Source organism: Devosia sp. 67-54 (assembly GCF_001899075.1).
In the GTDB taxonomy this organism is placed as follows: domain Bacteria; phylum Pseudomonadota; class Alphaproteobacteria; order Rhizobiales; family Devosiaceae; genus Devosia_A.
The window spans coordinates 119,867-135,880 of record NZ_MKVA01000006.1 but is presented as its reverse complement, the minus strand read 5'-3'; the positions used below and the strand labels follow the sequence as shown (position 1 = coordinate 135,880).

Below are 16,014 nucleotides of genomic sequence, written 5' to 3'. Positions count from 1 at the left end.
ATGGCCGAGGCCGCCGCCGACACGCCGCTGATCGCCGCTCGCGGCATCAGCAAATCGTTCGCGCAGATCGAGGTGCTGCGCGATGTCGACCTCGACCTCAGACGCGGCGAAATCCACGCCCTGCTGGGCGAGAACGGCGCCGGCAAGTCGACCTTCGCCAAGATCCTCGCCGGGGTGCACCGGCCGACGCGCGGCACGCTGAAGCTCAACGGCGAACCGGTGGAAATCCCCAACCCGATCGTCGCACAGCGGCTCGGCATCACACTGATCCACCAGGAGCCGATCTCGTTTCCCGATCTGTCGGTAGCGGAGAATCTCGTTCTGGGCCGCACCCGCGGCTCGCCGCTCGGCCGCGTGCCATGGGCGCAGATGACGCGCGAGGCGCGCGAGCTGATGGATCTGCTCGGCGTGCGCATGGACGTGACCAAGCCGATGCGTGGCCTCTCCATCGCCGACCAGCAGATGGTGGAAATCGCCCGCGCGCTCGCCTCCGACAGCCGCCTCATCATCATGGACGAGCCGACGGCGCCGCTGACGCCGAAGGAAGTCGACACCCTGTTCGCGATCGCCCGCCGGCTGCGCGACGAGGGCCGCACCATCGTCTTCATCTCGCACCGGCTGGAAGAGGTGCGGGCGCTGTGCGACCGCGTCACGGTGTTCCGCGACGGCAACAAGATCGCCACCGAGGAGATCGGCAAGCTCACCGACGCCGACATCATCCGGCTGATGATCGGCCGCCCCTTGCGCGAGTACATGCACAAATCCCGCGCCGAAATCGGCGAGGTGGCGCTCAAGGTCGAAAACCTCACTCTGCCCGGCACCTTCCGCGACGTCAGCTTTGAAGTCAAAAAGGGCGAGATCGTCGGGCTCGGCGGCCTCGTCGGCGCCGGCCGCACCGACGTGGCGCGCGCCATCTTCGGGGTGGCCCCGGCGACATCGGGCACGGTGTCGATCAACGGCCGGCCGGTGGATATCCGCGAGCCGTCGCAGGCCATCGCCCTCGGCCTCGCCTATGTGTCGGAGGACCGGGCCGTGTCGGGCATCTTCCGCACGCTCTCGGTCGAGGAAAACATCACCGCCGCCATCCCGCGCAAGATCGCGCCGGGCGGCATCATCAGGGGGGCGCTGGAAAAGGCGCTGGCTTCGGAGTCGGTGCGCAAGCTGCGCATCCGCCTCGCCTCGCTGCGCCAGCCGATCGGCGAGCTCTCTGGCGGCAACCAGCAGAAGGCGATCCTCGCCCGCTGGCTGCTGACCGACCCCAGCGTGCTCATCCTCGACGAGCCGACGCGCGGCATCGACATCGGCGTCAAGGCCGAGTTCTACGAGATGATCGGCGAGCTCGCCGCCGGCGGCCGCGCCATCCTGCTGATCTCGTCGGAGCTGCCGGAACTGCTGGCGCTCTGCGACCGGGTGCTGGTGATGTCGGAGGGCCGGCTCACCGCCAACATCGCGCGCGCCGACGCCACGCAAGAGGCGATCATGAGCGCCGCCGTGCCGCGCAGCACGCAGGCGGTGGCGGCGTGAACGCGCTCCGTTCCATCCTGCTCCGCCGCGAGACCGGCATCGCGGTGATGATCGTGCTGTTCGTCATCGCCGTCGGCATCGCCAAGCCGCGCTTCCTGTCGCTCGAATATTTGCGCATCATCCTGCTGCTGACGCCGCTGATCATGATCGGCGCCATGGGGCAGATGCTGGTGCTGGTGGCCCGCCACGTCGATCTTTCCATCGGCTCGACGCAGGCCTTCGCCGCCATGGTCACGGCGATGATGTTCAAGTTCCACCCGGAAATTCCGTGGTATCTCGGTTTCCTCGTGTCGATCGGCGTGGGACTCGGGCTCGGGTTCGTCAATGGCGCGCTGACCACGCTGTTCCGCCTGCCGTCGATCATCGTGACGCTGGGCACGCTCAACCTCTATCGCGGCCTCACCTTCATCATCTCCGACGCGCGGCAGGTGGACCGGCAATACATCCCGTCGGCGCTCAAGGCGATGTCGACCACCTCGCCGATCCTGGGCATTCCGTGGATCATCTTCATGGCGCTCGGCGTGGCGCTCCTCACCTACTGGTTCGCCAGCCACACGCGGGTCGGCCGGCAGGTGTTCGCGCTCGGCTCCAACCCGGCGGCGGCGCCGCTGCGCGGCATCCGCGTCAACGCCATCACGCTGATGGTGTTCTCGATCTCGGGTGCGCTCGCGGGCCTGTCGGGCATCATGTATGCGAGCCGCTGGGGCTTCGTAAACCCGTCCAACACGGGCGCCGGCTTCGAATTCCAGGTGATCGCGGCGGTGGTCATCGGCGGCGTGTCGATCAATGGCGGCGTCGGCTCGGTGCTGGGCGTGGTGCTGGGCGTGCTGCTGCTCGGCTGCGTGTCGGCGGCGCTGCCGCTACTCGGCATCCCCGGCACGGCGCAAAGCGCCATCTATGGCGCGGTGATCATCGTCGCGCTCCTCATCGACCGCTCGGTGCGGCAGCGCGGCATCGCTGCCCTCGCGGCGCAACGGGCGCGGGCCTGACCATGACCGACCAGACCTCAACCCCCACCGCCGTCTCTGCGCTCGATGCCGCCCCGCCGCGGCCGCGCTGGCAGGTGATCCTGATCCGCCCCGAGACGATGACCTTCGTGCTGCTGGTCCTCGCCTTCATCGTCTCGAGCAGCATCAGCCCCTACTTTCTCGACATCAACTACATCCTGTCGAGCTTCACGCTCTATGCCGAATTCTCGATCGTCGCCCTGGTGCTGACCATGGTGATCATCGCCGGCGAGATCGACCTGTCGCCGGCCGCCAACATGGCGCTCTCGGCGTGTCTCTTCGCCTGGACCTACCAGGCGACGCAGTCGATGCCGCTGGCGATCCTCGTCGGGCTCGGTGCCGGCATCGCGATGGGTGCGTTCAACGCCGTGCTGGTGATCGGCATGCAACTGCCCTCGATCATCGTCACCATCGGCACGCTGACGCTCTATCGCGGCCTGGCGCAGATCATCGCCGGCGACCAGTCGATCCGGCTGCCGGACTATTTCATCGGCATCAACAACGACCTGTGGCTGGGCGTGCCGGTGCCGGTGATCATCTTCGTGGTGGTCACCATCGCGCTCGCCTTCTTCCTCGGCGCCACCATCTGGGGCCGGCAGATCTACCAGATCGGCACCAACGAGGTGGCGGCGCAGCATGCCGGCATCCGCGCCCGGCGCATCAAGTTCATGCTGTTCCTCGCCATGGGATTCGCCAGCGCCGTGGCCGGCATGATGACCGCGTCGCGGCTCGGCTCGGTACGCTACGACCTCGGGCTCGGCGGGGAATTGCAGATGGTGCTGATGGCCATGCTGGGCGGCACCTATATTTTCGGCGGCCGCGGCACCATTCTCGGCACGTTCCTTGCCGCCTGGCTGCTGTCGGTGATCTCGACCGGCATGCTGACGGCGCAATGGCTGCCGGCGACGCAGCTGTGCGTGCTCGGGCTGCTGCTCATCATTTCGATCGTCGCCACCAATCTCATCTATTCCCGCACCCAGAGGTAGCGGGCGTATCCGCCGGCCCCAACCGGCATCAACAGGAGGAAGCAAGTGCTCAAACGTCACCTACTCGCCGGCCTGGCCGCTCTCGGCCTCGCCGCGACCTTCGCAACCGGCGCGCTCGCCGCGCACGACTTCAAGGTCGTCTATATCGGCAAGAACACCGGCAACCCGTATTTCGACTCGATCAATGGCGGCTTCGTCGACGCCTGCAAGCAGATCGGTTGCCAATACGAGTTCGTCGCTCCGGCCACCGCCGAGGCCACCTCGCAGATCCCGATCATCGAAGCGCAGATCCAGCGCGGCGTGAACGTGATCGCCATTGCGCCCAACAGCCCGGACGCCATGAACCAGGTGCTCGACGAAGCCCGTGCCAAGGGCATCCTCGTGCTCGCGGTGAACGGCGATCTGGTGGGCAATGAAAGCCACCGCGACGCCAACATCCTGCCGGTCGACTTCACCAAGACCGGCCCGAACCAGGTCGAGCTGATGGGCTCGCTGATCGGCTACAAGGGCGATATCGCCATCCTGTCGGCCACCACCGAGGCGCCCGACCAGAACACCTGGATCGCGGCAATGAAGAAGACCCTGGCCGAGGATCCGAAGTACAAGGACATGAAGCTCGTCGCCACCGTCTATGGCGACGACCAGCCGGAGAAGTCGACCACCGAGATGGAAGCGCTGCTCTCCAACTATCCCGACCTCGTTGGCGTGATCGCGCCGACGACGGTGGGCGTGGCGGCGGCGGCGCAGGTCGTGCAGCAGCGCGGCATCGCCGACAAGGTGCACGTCACCGGCCTCGGCCTGCCGAGCGAGATGCGCGACTTCATCAAGGACGGCACGGTCAAGGCCTTCCAGCTCTGGTCGCCGTACAATGAAGGCTGGCTCGCCGCTTACTTCGCCGACGGCGTGCTCAACGGCACGATCAAGAACGAAGTGGGCACCAAGTTCGACGTGCCGAACCTCGGCTCAATCACCATCGGCGACAAGAACGTGATGAACACCCAGGCGGAGCTCACCACCTTCAACGCCGACAATATCGACCAGTTCAACTTCTGATCAGGTTGAGCAAGCGGGCGCCGGTGCAGACCGCCGGCGCCCTTTCCCTTTACGAGCGGATTTGCCCCAGATGAACAGCTACGATCTCACCGGCCGCGTCGCCATCGTCACCGGCGCCGGCCAAGGCATCGGCCTCACGGTGGCCGAGCGCATGCTCGACAGCGGCGCCTCGGTGTCGGTGTGGGACATCGACCAGACGCTGCTCGACGCGCTCGAGGCCAGGCACGGCAAATCCGGCAAGCTGCAAACGGTCAACGGCAATATCGGCAAGCTCGACTCGGTCGAGGCCGCGACCAGGGCCGTGATCGACAAATTCGGGCGGATCGACATCCTCATCAACAATGCCGCCATCGTCGGGCCCAACGCCAACACCTGGGAATACCCGCCGCAGGCGTTCGAGGACGTGGTGCATATCGGGCTGGTCGGCACCTTCTACGTCTGCCGCACGGTGGTGCCGCACATGATCGCGAACAATTACGGGCGCATCGTCAACCTCGCCTCGGTGGCCGGCAAGGAAGGCAACCCCGGCGCGCCCGCCTACTCCTCGACCAAGGCCGGCGTCATCGCGCTGACCAAGTCGCTGGGCAAGGAGCTCGCCAAATACAACATCGGCGTCAACTGCGTGACGCCCGCCGTCGCCAAGACCACCATGGCGATGAGCCAGGACCCCGAATTCCTGAAGATGATCCTCGGCAAGATCCCGCGCGGCCGCATGCTGGAGCTGAGCGAGGCCGCCTCGATGATCGCCTTCCTCGCCAGCGAGGAGAACTCGTTCACCACCGGAGCGGTGTTCGATCTCAGCGGCGGTAGAGCGACGTATTAGACCCTCACCCGCCTCGCTGGCGCGAGGCACCCTCTCCCCGTTGGGGAGAGGGGAGGAGGCGCCGGCGGTTCAGTCGAGCTCCCCTCTCCCCAAGGGGGAGAGGGTGGCGCGCAGCGCCGGGTGAGGGCCTACCCGTCCTACACGCTGAAGGCGCGGAAGTGCTTGCTGAGCTTCAGCGTCTGGGCCTGGTAGTTGGAGCCCAGGCCCGAGCCGTAGAGCCGGTCCGGCGGCTCGCTCAGGCGCTCGTAGATCAGCCGGCCGATGGTCTGGCCGTGGCCGAGCAGGAACGGCACTTCGCGGCTGCGCACCTCGAGCACGGCGCGGCTGCCGCTGCCGCCGGCGTCGGAATGGCCGAAGCCGGGATCGAAGAAGCCGGCATAGTGCACGCGGAATTCACCGACCAGCGGATCGAACGGCACCATCTCGGCGGCGTAGTCGGGCGGCACGTGCACGCTCTCGCGCGACACCAGGATGTAGAACTCGTCGGGATCGAGGATGAACTCGTCGGAGCCGCGGTTGATCAGCGGCTCCCAATAGTCGAGCACGTCGAGCGCGTCCTTGATGTCCATGTCGATGACGGCGGTGTGCCGCTTGGAGCGGAAGCCGATGAGGCCGTTGCGGCCCTCGCCCTTGAGATCGATCGACAGCGCCACGCCCTCGCCGACCTGCTCGTTGGCGTCGAACACCAGCGTTTCGGCGGCGTGCAGCGCGCGGTGCTCGGCGACGCTCAGCCGGCTCAGGCCGACGCGAAAGCGCATCTGGCTGAGGCGCGAGCCGCGGCGCACCCGCACCGGAAAGGTGCGCGGCGAGATTTCGAGATAGAGCGGCCCGGCATAGCCGGCGGGCAGCGTGTCGAAGCCGCGAGCGCGGTCGCCGATGACGCGGGTGAACACGTCGAGCCGGCCGGTCGAGCTCTTGGGATTGGCGCCGGCGCTCACCTCGGGCGGCAGGCTTAGGCTTTCCTGCAGCGGCACCAGATAAACGCAGCCGCGCTCCAGCACGGCGCCGTTGGTCAGGTCGAGCCGATGCAGCTCGAGCGTCCTGATGCGCTCCTCGACCGTCTGTTCCGGCCCCGGCAGGAAGCTCGAGCGCACGCGGTAGGCGACGTCGCCCAGCCGGAGGTCGAGGCTTGCGGGCTGCACCTGGTCGGCATCGAAGGGCGGTGCCGCAATGCCGCCCGCGGCGCGCAGGCGCTCGATGTAGCGGGCGGGAAACACGCCGGGAGACCAGGTGGTGTCGCTCATGGCCACGTCTTACCCGCCCGGTCGCCGGCTGTCATCCCAACCACCGCATGTCATCCCCGCGAAAGCGGGGACCCAACTCATGTTTCGAGCCAGCGACGAGGTCCCCGCTTGCGCGGGGATGACACCTTGCGGGGGCGGAGGTTGACGGGTTCTTTCGGCCGGAGTAGAGCCGTTTCAGTGGTGATTTGGCCGGTCTGATTGCAGCCACTTAAAACAATTTGCTAAAGCGACCAGTGCTCGACCGGCCACGCATTGCGGGCCGGTTTTTTGTTTTGGAGCCAGAAGTGTCGAAGTCCAAGAATCATCCGCTCAGCGACCCGAACTCCTGGGCGCCCGAGACGCAGCTCGTGCACGGCGGCGGCCGGCGCACCCGGTTCAACGAGACCTCGGAAGCGATCTTCATGAACTCGGGCTATTCCTACCCGAGCTCGCAGCACGCCGAAGATCTGTTCCTGCACAAGATCGACGGGCACAACTATTCGCGCTTCGCCAATCCCACGCTCGACATGCTGCAGGAGCGCATGGCGCTGCTGGAAGGCGCCGAGGCGGCGCGCAGCTTCGCCACCGGCATGTCGGCGGTCACCAATGCGGTGATGAGCCAGGTGCGCGCCGGCGACCATATCGTGGCGGCGCGGGCGCTGTTCGGCGGCTGCCGCTACGTGGTGGAAGATCTGATGCCGCGTTTCGGCGTGCCCTCGACGCTGGTCGACGGGCGCGACCCGGCCAATTTCGAACGCGCCATGCAGACGAACACCAAGCTCATCTTCCTCGAGACGCCGACCAACCCGACGATCGAGCTGGTCGATATCGCCGCCGTGGCGAAGATCGCCCGGGCGCACGGGGCAAAGCTGGTGGTCGACAACGTGTTCGCAACGCCGCTGTTCCAGCATCCGCTGGCGCTCGGCGCCGACCTCGTCACCTATTCGGCGACCAAGCATATCGACGGCCAGGGCCGCACGCTGGGCGGGCTGGTGCTGGGCTCGAAGGCACTGATCGAGGGCGACGTGCACACGCTGCTGCGCCAGACCGGTCCTTCGCTCAGCCCGTTCAACGCCTGGGTGCTGCTCAAGAGCCTCGAGACCATGCCGATCCGGGTGGCCAGGATGACCGAGAGCGCGGCGCAGATCGCCGACTTCCTTGCCGGTCACCCCAAGATCGCGCGCATCGCCTACCCGCATCACAAATCGCACCCGCAATACGAGCTGGCGAAGCGGCAGATGTCGTCGGGCTCGACGCTCATCGCGCTCGAGGTCAAGGGCGGGCGCGAGGCGGCGTTCAAGCTGTCGGACGCGCTGAGCGTGATCCTCATCTCCAACAATCTGGGCGACGCCAAATCACTGATCACCCATCCGGCGACGACCACGCATGCCCGCTTCACCGAAGAGGTGCGGCAGGAAAGCGGCATCACCCAGGGCCTGCTGCGGCTCAGCGTCGGCCTCGAGAACACCGGCGATCTGATCAAGGATCTGGAGTTCGCGCTCGACCAGGTGTGAGGCGCGGCTATTCGGCCGGGGTCGCGACCATGGCGGTTTCCGCCGCATCGAGCTCGCGCTCGAGCCGCTGCTCCTCATGCGCCTTGGGCTTGGAGAAGCGGGCGATCAGCAGATAGGCCACCGGGGTCAGGAACAGGGTCGAGATCGCGGCGAAGCCGAGGCCGCCGACGATGATCCAGCCCAGCGCCTGCCGCGCCTCGGCGCCGGCGCCGGTGGAGATCACCAGCGGCACGCCGCCGAGCACGGTGGCGATCATGGTCATCAGCACCGGCCGCAGGCGGATATTGGCGCTCTCCTCGATGGCCTCGCGCACGCTGAGGCCGCGGTCGCGCAGCTGGTTGGCGAATTCGACGATCAGAATGCCATTCTTGGCCATGATGCCGACCACCATGATGAGGCCGATCTGCGAATAGACGTTGAGGCTGCCGCCGGTGAACAGCACGGCATAGACCGCGCAGGCGAGGCCGAACGGCACGGTGATCATGACGATCACGGCGGCAAAGACGCTCTCGAACTGCGCCGACAGCACCAAAAGGATCACCAGCACGGCAAAGCCGAAGGTGATGGCGAGGCCGTAGTTGGAATCGCCGATGGTCTTGGCTTCGGCCAGCGGCAGGATGGAATTGCCGGGCGGCAGGATCGGCGCGGCGATCTGCAGCACGCGCTGATAGGCATCGCCCAGGGCATAGCCGCCATCGAGCGAGGCGGTCACCGACACGTCGCGGCGCTGCTGCTCGCGCGTCAGGCTGGGGGCGATCGGCGCCTCTTTGAGCGTGGCGATCGAGGACATCGGCACGTATTTGCCGTCCTTGGTCTTGAGGAAGATGCTCTCGAGATCGCTCGGATCGTTGACCGGCTGCTTGGTCGACACCAGCCGCACCGGATAGGCCTCGTCGCCGACGAACACCTGGCCGATCTGGGTGCCGTCGATCATCGCCTGCATGGTGGTGCCGAGGCCGGTGATGTCGATGCCGAGCGCCGCCGCCTTGTCGCGGTCGACGGTCAGCGTCAGCTCGGGCGTGGTGGCCGAATAGTTGACGGTGACGCGGCCGAATTTGGGGTCCTGGCTCATCTGGTCCGCGATCTTCTGCGCCGTCGCGGCGAGCTCGGTGTAGTCGGTGCCGGCCACGGCGAATTGCAGGCCGTTGCCGCCGCCGCGGATGCCGAGGCTGTTGGACTGGGCGAGGAAGGTGCGCACGCCGGGCACGAATTGCAGCATCTGGTTCACCTGCGCGGCGATCTGCTGCTGACTGCGGGTGCGCTCGTCCCAGGGCGCCAGCGTCAGCGTGATGAAGCCGCTCGAGGTGTTGGAGCCGAAGCCCGAGACCGAGAAGATCGACTTGATCTCGCCCGACTTGACCAGCGGCTGCACCAGATCCTCGATCTTCTGCATCTGCGTCTGGGTGAAATCGAGGCTCACGGTCGGCGGCGCCGACACACGGATGGAGATGGCGGCGCGATCCTCGGGCGGCGTCAGCTCCTGCCGCATCGAGCCGAAGGCGAACACCGCCGAGCCGGCGAACAGCAAAGCGATGACGATCACCACCAGCGGGGTGTCGAGGCAGAAATGCAGGATGCGCCGATAGACGCCGGCCAGCATGCGGCCGGTGGCGGCGATCGGGTTGTGGTGCATGCGATGGTCGTGCTCGCGCAGGAACCGCGAGGCGAGCATCGGCCCGAGGCTCAGCGCCACCACGCAGGAGAGCACCACGCAGATGGCCAGCGTGAAGCCGAATTCGCGGAACAGCCTGCCGGTCTGGCCGGGCAGGAACGAGATGGGCACGAACACCGCGACCAGCGTCAGGCTGGTGGCGATGACGGCGAAGAACACCTCCTGGGTGCCCAGCACGGCGGCGGCGCGCGGGCCGGCGCCGAGGCTGCGTCGTCGCACGATGTTTTCGAGCACGACGATGGAATCGTCGACCACGAGGCCGGTGGCCAGAACGATGGCCAGCAGCGTCAGGATGTTGAGCGAGAAGCCGGCGAGATAGATGCCGGCGATCGAGCCGACCAGCGCCACCGGCATCGAGATGGCGGGAACCAGCGTCGCGCGCCAATCCATCAGGAACAGGAAGATGACGCCGATGACGATGACCACGGCGAGGCCGAGCGAGCGCTCCACTTCGTGCAGGGCGCCGGAGATGAAGATCGAATCGTCGCTCGATACCTTGATCGAGACGCCCTTGGGCAGGGTCTGCTGCAACTGCTCGACCGCCTTGTAGACGCCTTCGGAGATCTGCACGGTGTTGGATTGCGCCGCGCGGATGATGCCGATGCCGATGCCCGACTTGCCGTCGGAATGCAGGCCGCTCGAGGAATTGGCGGGGCCGAACACCACCGACGCCACGTCGCCCAGCCGGGTCTTGCCGTTGATGATGATGTTCTCGAAGCTGGCCGGCGTCGTCACGTCGGCGAGCGCCCGCACCGAGATGTTCTGGTTGGCGCCGTTGATGGTGCCGGCGGCGGTGTCGAAGGCGATGGTCGACAGGCCCTTGGTGATGTCGGCCACGGTGAGGCCGAGCGAAGCGAGCTTGCTCTGGTCGACGTCGATGGTGAAGACCTTGGCCTGCTCGCCATAGATCTGCAGATCGGCGACGCCGGGCACGGCGGCGAGCGCCTCGGAGATCTGGTTGTCGACGAGGTTGGTGAGATCGTCGCGGCTCAGCGTGTCGGAGGTGACCGAAAGCTGCATGATCGCCGTGGCGTCGGAATCGGCCTTGACGATGGTCGGCGCATCGACGCCGTCGGGGAAGCGGTTGATCAGGCGCGAGGTGGCGTCGCGCACATCGGAAGTGGCGTTGTCGAGGTTGGTGCCATCGGCAAAGGTCAGCGTGACGCGGCTGCGGCCGTAGGACGAGCTCGAGGAGATGCCGGTGACGCCCTGCACCCGGGCGACCGCGCCCTCGATGGTGGCGGTGATCTCGCGGTCGACGGTGTCGGCCGAGGCGCCGTTGAACGTGGTGTTGATCGACAGCACCGGCTGGTCGACCTGCGGCAGCTCGCGCACCTCGACGCCGAGGAAGGCGGCGAGGCCGCCGACCACGATCAGCGCATTGATGACGACGGCCAGCACCGGCCGCCGCACGAACAGACCCGCGAGCCTCGCACCCTGGGCGTTCTGGGTCTGGATCGACATCGGCGTCCGATCAGCTCCGGGGGGCCGACGAGGCGGCCGGCGCCTGGCCCTGCCCCTGACGGCCGCCACCGGCTGCCGCCGCCTGGTCGAGCAGCCGCACCGCCATGTTGTCGGAGAGCTGCAGCACGCCCTGCGTCACCACGGAATCGCCGGGCTTGACGTCGCCAGTCACGAGAACACCGTCGGAATTGCGCTGCACGATATCGACCATGCCCTTGACGGCCTTGCCATTCTCCACTTTCCAGACATAAGCCCCATTGTTCGACCACTGCACCGACAGCGGATCGACGGCAGCGAAGGTCTGGCCGGGGAAGGTCATGTCGACGGTGAACGACATGCCCGATTTGATGGTGCCGTCGGCATTGGGCAGCGTGGCCTGCACCTGCAGGGTCCGGCTCGCGGGATCGATCTTGTTGTCGACGGCGCTGATGGTGCCGGCAAAGGTCTTGCCCGGCAGCGCCGCCGAGGTGGCATCCACCGGCGCGCCGACCGTCATCTGGCTGGAATAGCGTTCCGGCACCCAGAAATTGATCAGGATCTCAGACGAATCCTCGACCGTGGTGATCACCGTCTGGGCATTGATCAGATTGCCTGCCGTCACCTGGATCAGGCCGACGGTGCCCGCGACGGGCGTGGTGATGGTGCGCTGGCTGAGAGCGATCTGAGCCGCCTGCACGGCGAGCCTGGCGTTGTCGGCGGCCAGCTGGGCCGCGTCGAGCTGGGTCTGCGACAACGAATTGCTGGCCGCCAGCGTCTTGGCGCGGGCCAGCGAGGCGTCGGCGTCCTGCGCGGCGAGCCTCGCCTTGTCGAGGGCGTTCTGCTGCGTGTCGGAATCGAGCGTGGCCAGCTTGGCGCCGGCCTGCACATGATCGCCCGGCTTGACGTCGACGCTCATCAGCGTACCGCCGGAGGCCGAGCTCACGGTAACCCAGTGCAGCGCGCTGCTTTCGCCGATGGCGCTGAGCTTGCTGTTGATGACGCCGGAGGTGACCGGCTGCGTGACCACGATAGCGGAGCGGTTGGCGCCGCCGAAGCCGCCGGCACCGCCCTGGCGGCCGCCTGCGGCACCGCCCTGTCCCTGGCGCTGCCCGCCCTGCCCTTGCGCGGCGGGCGCCGCGGCAGTCTGCGCCGGAGCCTCGGCCGGCGCGCCGAGCAGCGGCAGCGCCAAGCCGGCGCGCTTCAGCAGGCCATTGGCCATAGGGTTGTAGAGCGCAAAGAGCCCGACGGCGATGACGATGACGATCAGCGACAGCAGGATCTGGAGCCAGAGCGGAGCACCGCGGCGGGTCGCGCGCGCGCTCGTGCCGGGGGTCACGGGCGTTGCCCGCGTGACGTCGATCTTTTCCTGTTCCAAGGTCTTTCCGCTCCGAGCCCAGCAAAAGCTAAGCGGAGGACGGGATTTGGACAAATGAAAGAACCGTAAGGTCCGGCGCCTCGCGGGGATGTGATCGGACGGGCGTGGGACATAGGCCCAGAGCGGTTGGACGATCGGCGCGCGCCCGATCGGACAGAGCGCAAATAAGAGCCCTAGTGCTGGGTCTCGTCGAATTCGGCCGGCCGGAAGTGATAGTCGGCCGAGCAGAACTCGCACACCACCTCGATTTCGCCGTCAACGACCATGTCGGCGCGCTCCTCGGCGGTGAAGTTATCGCGCAGCATCGCCTCGATGCGCTCGGCCGAACAGGTGCAGCGCTCCTCGAGCGGCACCGGCTCAAACACCCGCACGCCGGTCTCGTGGAACAGCCGGAACAGCAGCCGCTCGGCGCTGATTTCGGGATCGGCCAGCTCGTCGTCGGCGATGGTCGAGAACAGCGCCCGCGTCTCGGCCCATTTCTCGGATTCGCGGAATTCCTTGTCGGCGGTCTCGAGATTGGAGAAGTCGCCATCGCCCGGCAGGTCGGGCATGGTGCGCTCGCCATGCGGCGGCAGATACTGCACCAGCATGCCACCGGCACGCCAATGCGGATGCGGATGGCCGCGCCGGCTGAGCTGGGCCACGGCGAGCCGCACCAGCGTCGGCACCTGCTCGGACTGCTGGAAATAGGTGTGCGCCACGTCCTCGAGCGAACCGCCCTCGAGCGCGACGATGCCCTGATAGCGGTCCATATGCGCGCCCTGGTCGACGGTCATCGCCAGATGGCCCTTGCCGAGCAGTTGCGCCGGCCGGGTCTCGCCCAGCTCGATGGCCTTCTGCACCGCGTCGGCATCGAAGCGGGCATAGCCGCGCAGACCATCCGGCGCATCGAGATCGACGACGATCAGATTCACCGGCCCATCGGTCTGGGTCTGCAGGATGAAGCGGCCCTCGAATTTCAGCGACGAGCCGATCAGCGCCGCGAGCACCACCGCCTCGCCCAGCAGCCGGGCCACCGGCGCGGGGTAGTTGTGGCGCGTCAGGATGGCGTCGAGCGACTCCGACAGCCGGACCACGCGGCCGCGGCTGTCGAGCTGCTCGAGGGTGAAGGGCACGACCACGTCGTCGCCGGATTCCGGGCGATCGAGGCCATAGTCGGTAAGCTGCAATTCTGCCAATTCAGACCGTTTCGATCCCGAAGCACCAGCACAGGATCGCCTTTTGTGCGTGGAGGCGGTTTTCCGCCTCATCGAAGACTACGGATTGCGGCCCGTCTATGACCTCGTCGGTCACTTCGTCGCCGCGATGGGCCGGCAGGCAGTGCATGAACAGCGCATCCTTGTCGGCCAAGCCGATCAAATTGGTGTCCACGCGGTAGGGTTTCAAGACCTTGCGGCGGTCGGTGACGTCGGTGTCGCCCATCGACACCCAGGTGTCGGTGATGATGAGGTCGGCGTCCTTGACCGCCGCCAGCGGATCCTCGCCGAGCGTAACGTTGGGGCCGGCCTCCTTGATGTCGGAGAGCAGGCCCTGGTCGGGGCCGTATTCGTCCGGGCAGGCGATGGCGAAGGTGTTGCCGAACAGCTTGCTGGCGTGCACCCAGCTCGCCAGCACGTTGTTGGCGTCGCCGACCCAGGCCACCTTGGCGCCCTTGATCGAGCCGCGATGCTCCTCGAAGGTCTGGATGTCGGCCATCACCTGGCACGGATGGGCGCGGCGCGTCAGGCCGTTGATCACCGGCACTGCGGAGGCGCCGGCGAGATCGAGCAGGTCGTCATGATCGAGGATGCGGATCATGATGGCGTCGACATAGCGGCTCATCACCCGCGCGGTGTCGGCCAGCGTCTCCTCGCGGGCAAGCTGCATGTCGTTGCCGGAGAGGAACATCGTCTCGCCGCCGAGCTGGCGCATGCCGACATCGAAGCTGATGCGGGTGCGGGTCGACTGGCGCTCGAACACCATGGCCAGCATCTTGTCGGGCAACAGGCGCGGGCGCTCGCCGGCCTTGAGGCGGGCCTTGAGCTCGGTCGCGACCGCCAGCATGCCGCGCAACTGGTCTTCGGTGAAATCTTCGAGGGTGAGGAAGTGCCTTGGGGGGGTGGTCATGGCGGGCGCTCCGTTACGCGGTCACATGCGCATTGGCGGCTTCGGCGTCGATCGCCGCGAAGGCGGCGCCGATCTTGTCGACCGCCTCCTTGATGTCGGCCTCGGTGATCACCAGCGGCGGCAGCAGGCGCAGCACGTTGTCGCCGGCACCCTGCGTCAGCAATTGCTGGTCGTCGCGCAGCCGCGCCACGAAATCGCGCACGACGAGCGTGTCCGGCAGCTTGATGCCGGCCAGCAAGCCCTTGCCGCGCAGCTCGAGCACGTAGTTCGGATAGCGCTGCTGCAATTGCTGCAGGTGCCAATGGAGCTTCTGGCCCATCTGGTTCACGCGCTCGATGAAGCCGGGCTCCATGATGCGGTCGAGCACGGCGTTGCCGATGGTGCAGGCGAGTGGGTTGCCGCCATAGGTCGAACCGTGCGTGCCCGGAACCATGGACTTGGCGACGTCGCCCTTGGCGAGGCAGGCGCCGAGCGGAAAGCCGCCGCCGATGCCCTTGGCCACCGCCATGATGTCAGGCTCGATGCCGGCCCATTCATGGGCGAAGAACTTGCCGGTCCGGCCGTAGCCGCACTGCACCTCGTCGAGGATCAGCAGCATGCCGTGCTTGTCGCAGAGCGTGCGCAGGCCGCGCATGAATTCGGCGCTCATGGCGGTGACGCCGCCCTCGCCCTGCACCGGCTCGATCAGGATGCCGCAGGTGTTGGGGGTGATCGCAGCCTCGACCAGCGACAGGTCGCCGGGCTTCACATGCTTGAAGCCCGCGAGCGGCGGGCCGAAGCCTTCGACGTAATGCGGGTTGCCCGCGGCGGCGATGGTGCCCAGCGTGCGGCCATGGAACGAGCCGGTGAAGGCGATGATCTCGTAGCGTTCGGCCTCGCCCTTGGCCCAGAAATAGTGCCGCGCGGTCTTGATGGCACATTCGAGCGCCTCGGCGCCTGAGTTGGTGAAGAACACGCTGTCGGCGAAGGTATGGTCGACCAGCCGCTGGCCCAGCCGTTCCTGCTCGGGAATGGTGAAGACGTTGGAGGTATGCCAGACCTTGTCGGCGGCCTCCTTCATGGTCTCGACCAGATGCGGGTCGGCGTAGCCGAGCGCGTTCACCGCGATGCCGGCGTGAAAATCGAGATATCGGGTGCCATCCTGGCTGATCAGGCGCACGCCCTCGCCCCGCTCGAAAGCGAGTGGCGATCTGGCATAGGTCCCGTACAGCGCGGACATGGTCTTTCCCTTTGGGTCTGAGTGACGTGGTGTTGCAAATGCCCCACAAAAACCAAAAACGCGCTGCCA

Annotated in this window: 12 protein-coding genes and 1 riboswitch; of the genes, 6 read left to right on the top strand and 6 right to left on the bottom strand. The window is 66.8% G+C overall.

Features of this window, described 5'->3' with window-relative positions; all coding sequences use genetic code 11:
• From BGO82_RS11985 to BGO82_RS11965, 5 genes are all read left to right on the top strand, one after another.
• Positions 1-1,524, top strand: coding sequence for a sugar ABC transporter ATP-binding protein (locus tag BGO82_RS11985; protein WP_291305834.1), 1,524 nt, complete (start codon positions 1-3; stop codon positions 1,522-1,524).
• Positions 1,521-2,513, top strand: coding sequence for an ABC transporter permease (locus BGO82_RS11980; RefSeq protein WP_291305833.1), 993 nt, complete (start codon positions 1,521-1,523; stop codon positions 2,511-2,513). The genes BGO82_RS11985 and BGO82_RS11980 overlap by 4 nt, the downstream gene beginning before the upstream one ends.
• 2 nt (positions 2,514-2,515) lie before the next feature.
• Positions 2,516-3,517, top strand: a complete 1,002-nt coding sequence (locus BGO82_RS11975; protein ID WP_291305832.1) for an ABC transporter permease — start codon at positions 2,516-2,518, stop codon at positions 3,515-3,517.
• Between the two features lie 45 nt (positions 3,518-3,562).
• A complete protein-coding gene (locus BGO82_RS11970) occupies positions 3,563-4,570 on the top strand; it encodes a substrate-binding domain-containing protein (RefSeq protein WP_291305831.1) in 1,008 nt (335 codons plus the stop codon).
• A 70-nt stretch (positions 4,571-4,640) separates the two neighbouring features.
• On the top strand, positions 4,641-5,393 hold the full coding sequence (locus BGO82_RS11965; RefSeq protein WP_291305830.1) for an SDR family NAD(P)-dependent oxidoreductase: 753 nt from the start codon (positions 4,641-4,643) through the stop codon (positions 5,391-5,393).
• Between the two features lie 137 nt (positions 5,394-5,530).
• Here BGO82_RS11965 and BGO82_RS11960 read toward each other — a convergent pair whose 3' ends face one another.
• On the bottom strand, positions 5,531-6,637 hold the full coding sequence (locus BGO82_RS11960; RefSeq protein WP_291305829.1) for a 2'-deoxycytidine 5'-triphosphate deaminase: 1,107 nt from the start codon (positions 6,635-6,637) through the stop codon (positions 5,531-5,533).
• A 167-nt stretch (positions 6,638-6,804) separates the two neighbouring features.
• Positions 6,805-6,883, top strand: a riboswitch (SAM riboswitch).
• Positions 6,884-6,921: 38 nt separating this feature from the next.
• Between BGO82_RS11960 and metZ the strand changes: the two genes are divergently transcribed.
• Complete coding sequence (gene metZ / locus BGO82_RS11955; protein ID WP_291305828.1) at positions 6,922-8,130, top strand: O-succinylhomoserine sulfhydrylase; 1,209 nt, start codon at positions 6,922-6,924, stop codon at positions 8,128-8,130.
• A 7-nt stretch (positions 8,131-8,137) separates the two neighbouring features.
• Here metZ and BGO82_RS11950 read toward each other — a convergent pair whose 3' ends face one another.
• The 5 genes from BGO82_RS11950 to BGO82_RS11930 all read right to left on the bottom strand — a co-directional run bounded on the left by BGO82_RS11950 (position 8,138) and on the right by BGO82_RS11930 (position 15,945).
• Positions 8,138-11,266, bottom strand: a complete 3,129-nt coding sequence (locus BGO82_RS11950; protein WP_291305827.1) for an efflux RND transporter permease subunit — start codon at positions 11,264-11,266, stop codon at positions 8,138-8,140.
• Positions 11,267-11,276: 10 nt separating this feature from the next.
• Positions 11,277-12,620, bottom strand: coding sequence for an efflux RND transporter periplasmic adaptor subunit (locus BGO82_RS11945; protein ID WP_291305826.1), 1,344 nt, complete (start codon positions 12,618-12,620; stop codon positions 11,277-11,279).
• Between the two features lie 173 nt (positions 12,621-12,793).
• Complete coding sequence (locus BGO82_RS11940) at positions 12,794-13,798, bottom strand: Hsp33 family molecular chaperone (RefSeq protein ID WP_291305825.1); 1,005 nt, start codon at positions 13,796-13,798, stop codon at positions 12,794-12,796.
• Between the two features lies 1 nt (position 13,799).
• Positions 13,800-14,726 carry an ornithine carbamoyltransferase gene (argF, locus tag BGO82_RS11935; protein WP_291305824.1) on the bottom strand — a complete coding sequence of 309 codons (927 nt, stop codon included), beginning with the start codon at positions 14,724-14,726 and terminating at the stop codon, positions 13,800-13,802.
• A 13-nt stretch (positions 14,727-14,739) separates the two neighbouring features.
• On the bottom strand, positions 14,740-15,945 hold the full coding sequence (locus BGO82_RS11930; RefSeq protein WP_291305823.1) for an aspartate aminotransferase family protein: 1,206 nt from the start codon (positions 15,943-15,945) through the stop codon (positions 14,740-14,742).
• Between the last annotated feature and the right edge of the window lie 69 nt (positions 15,946-16,014).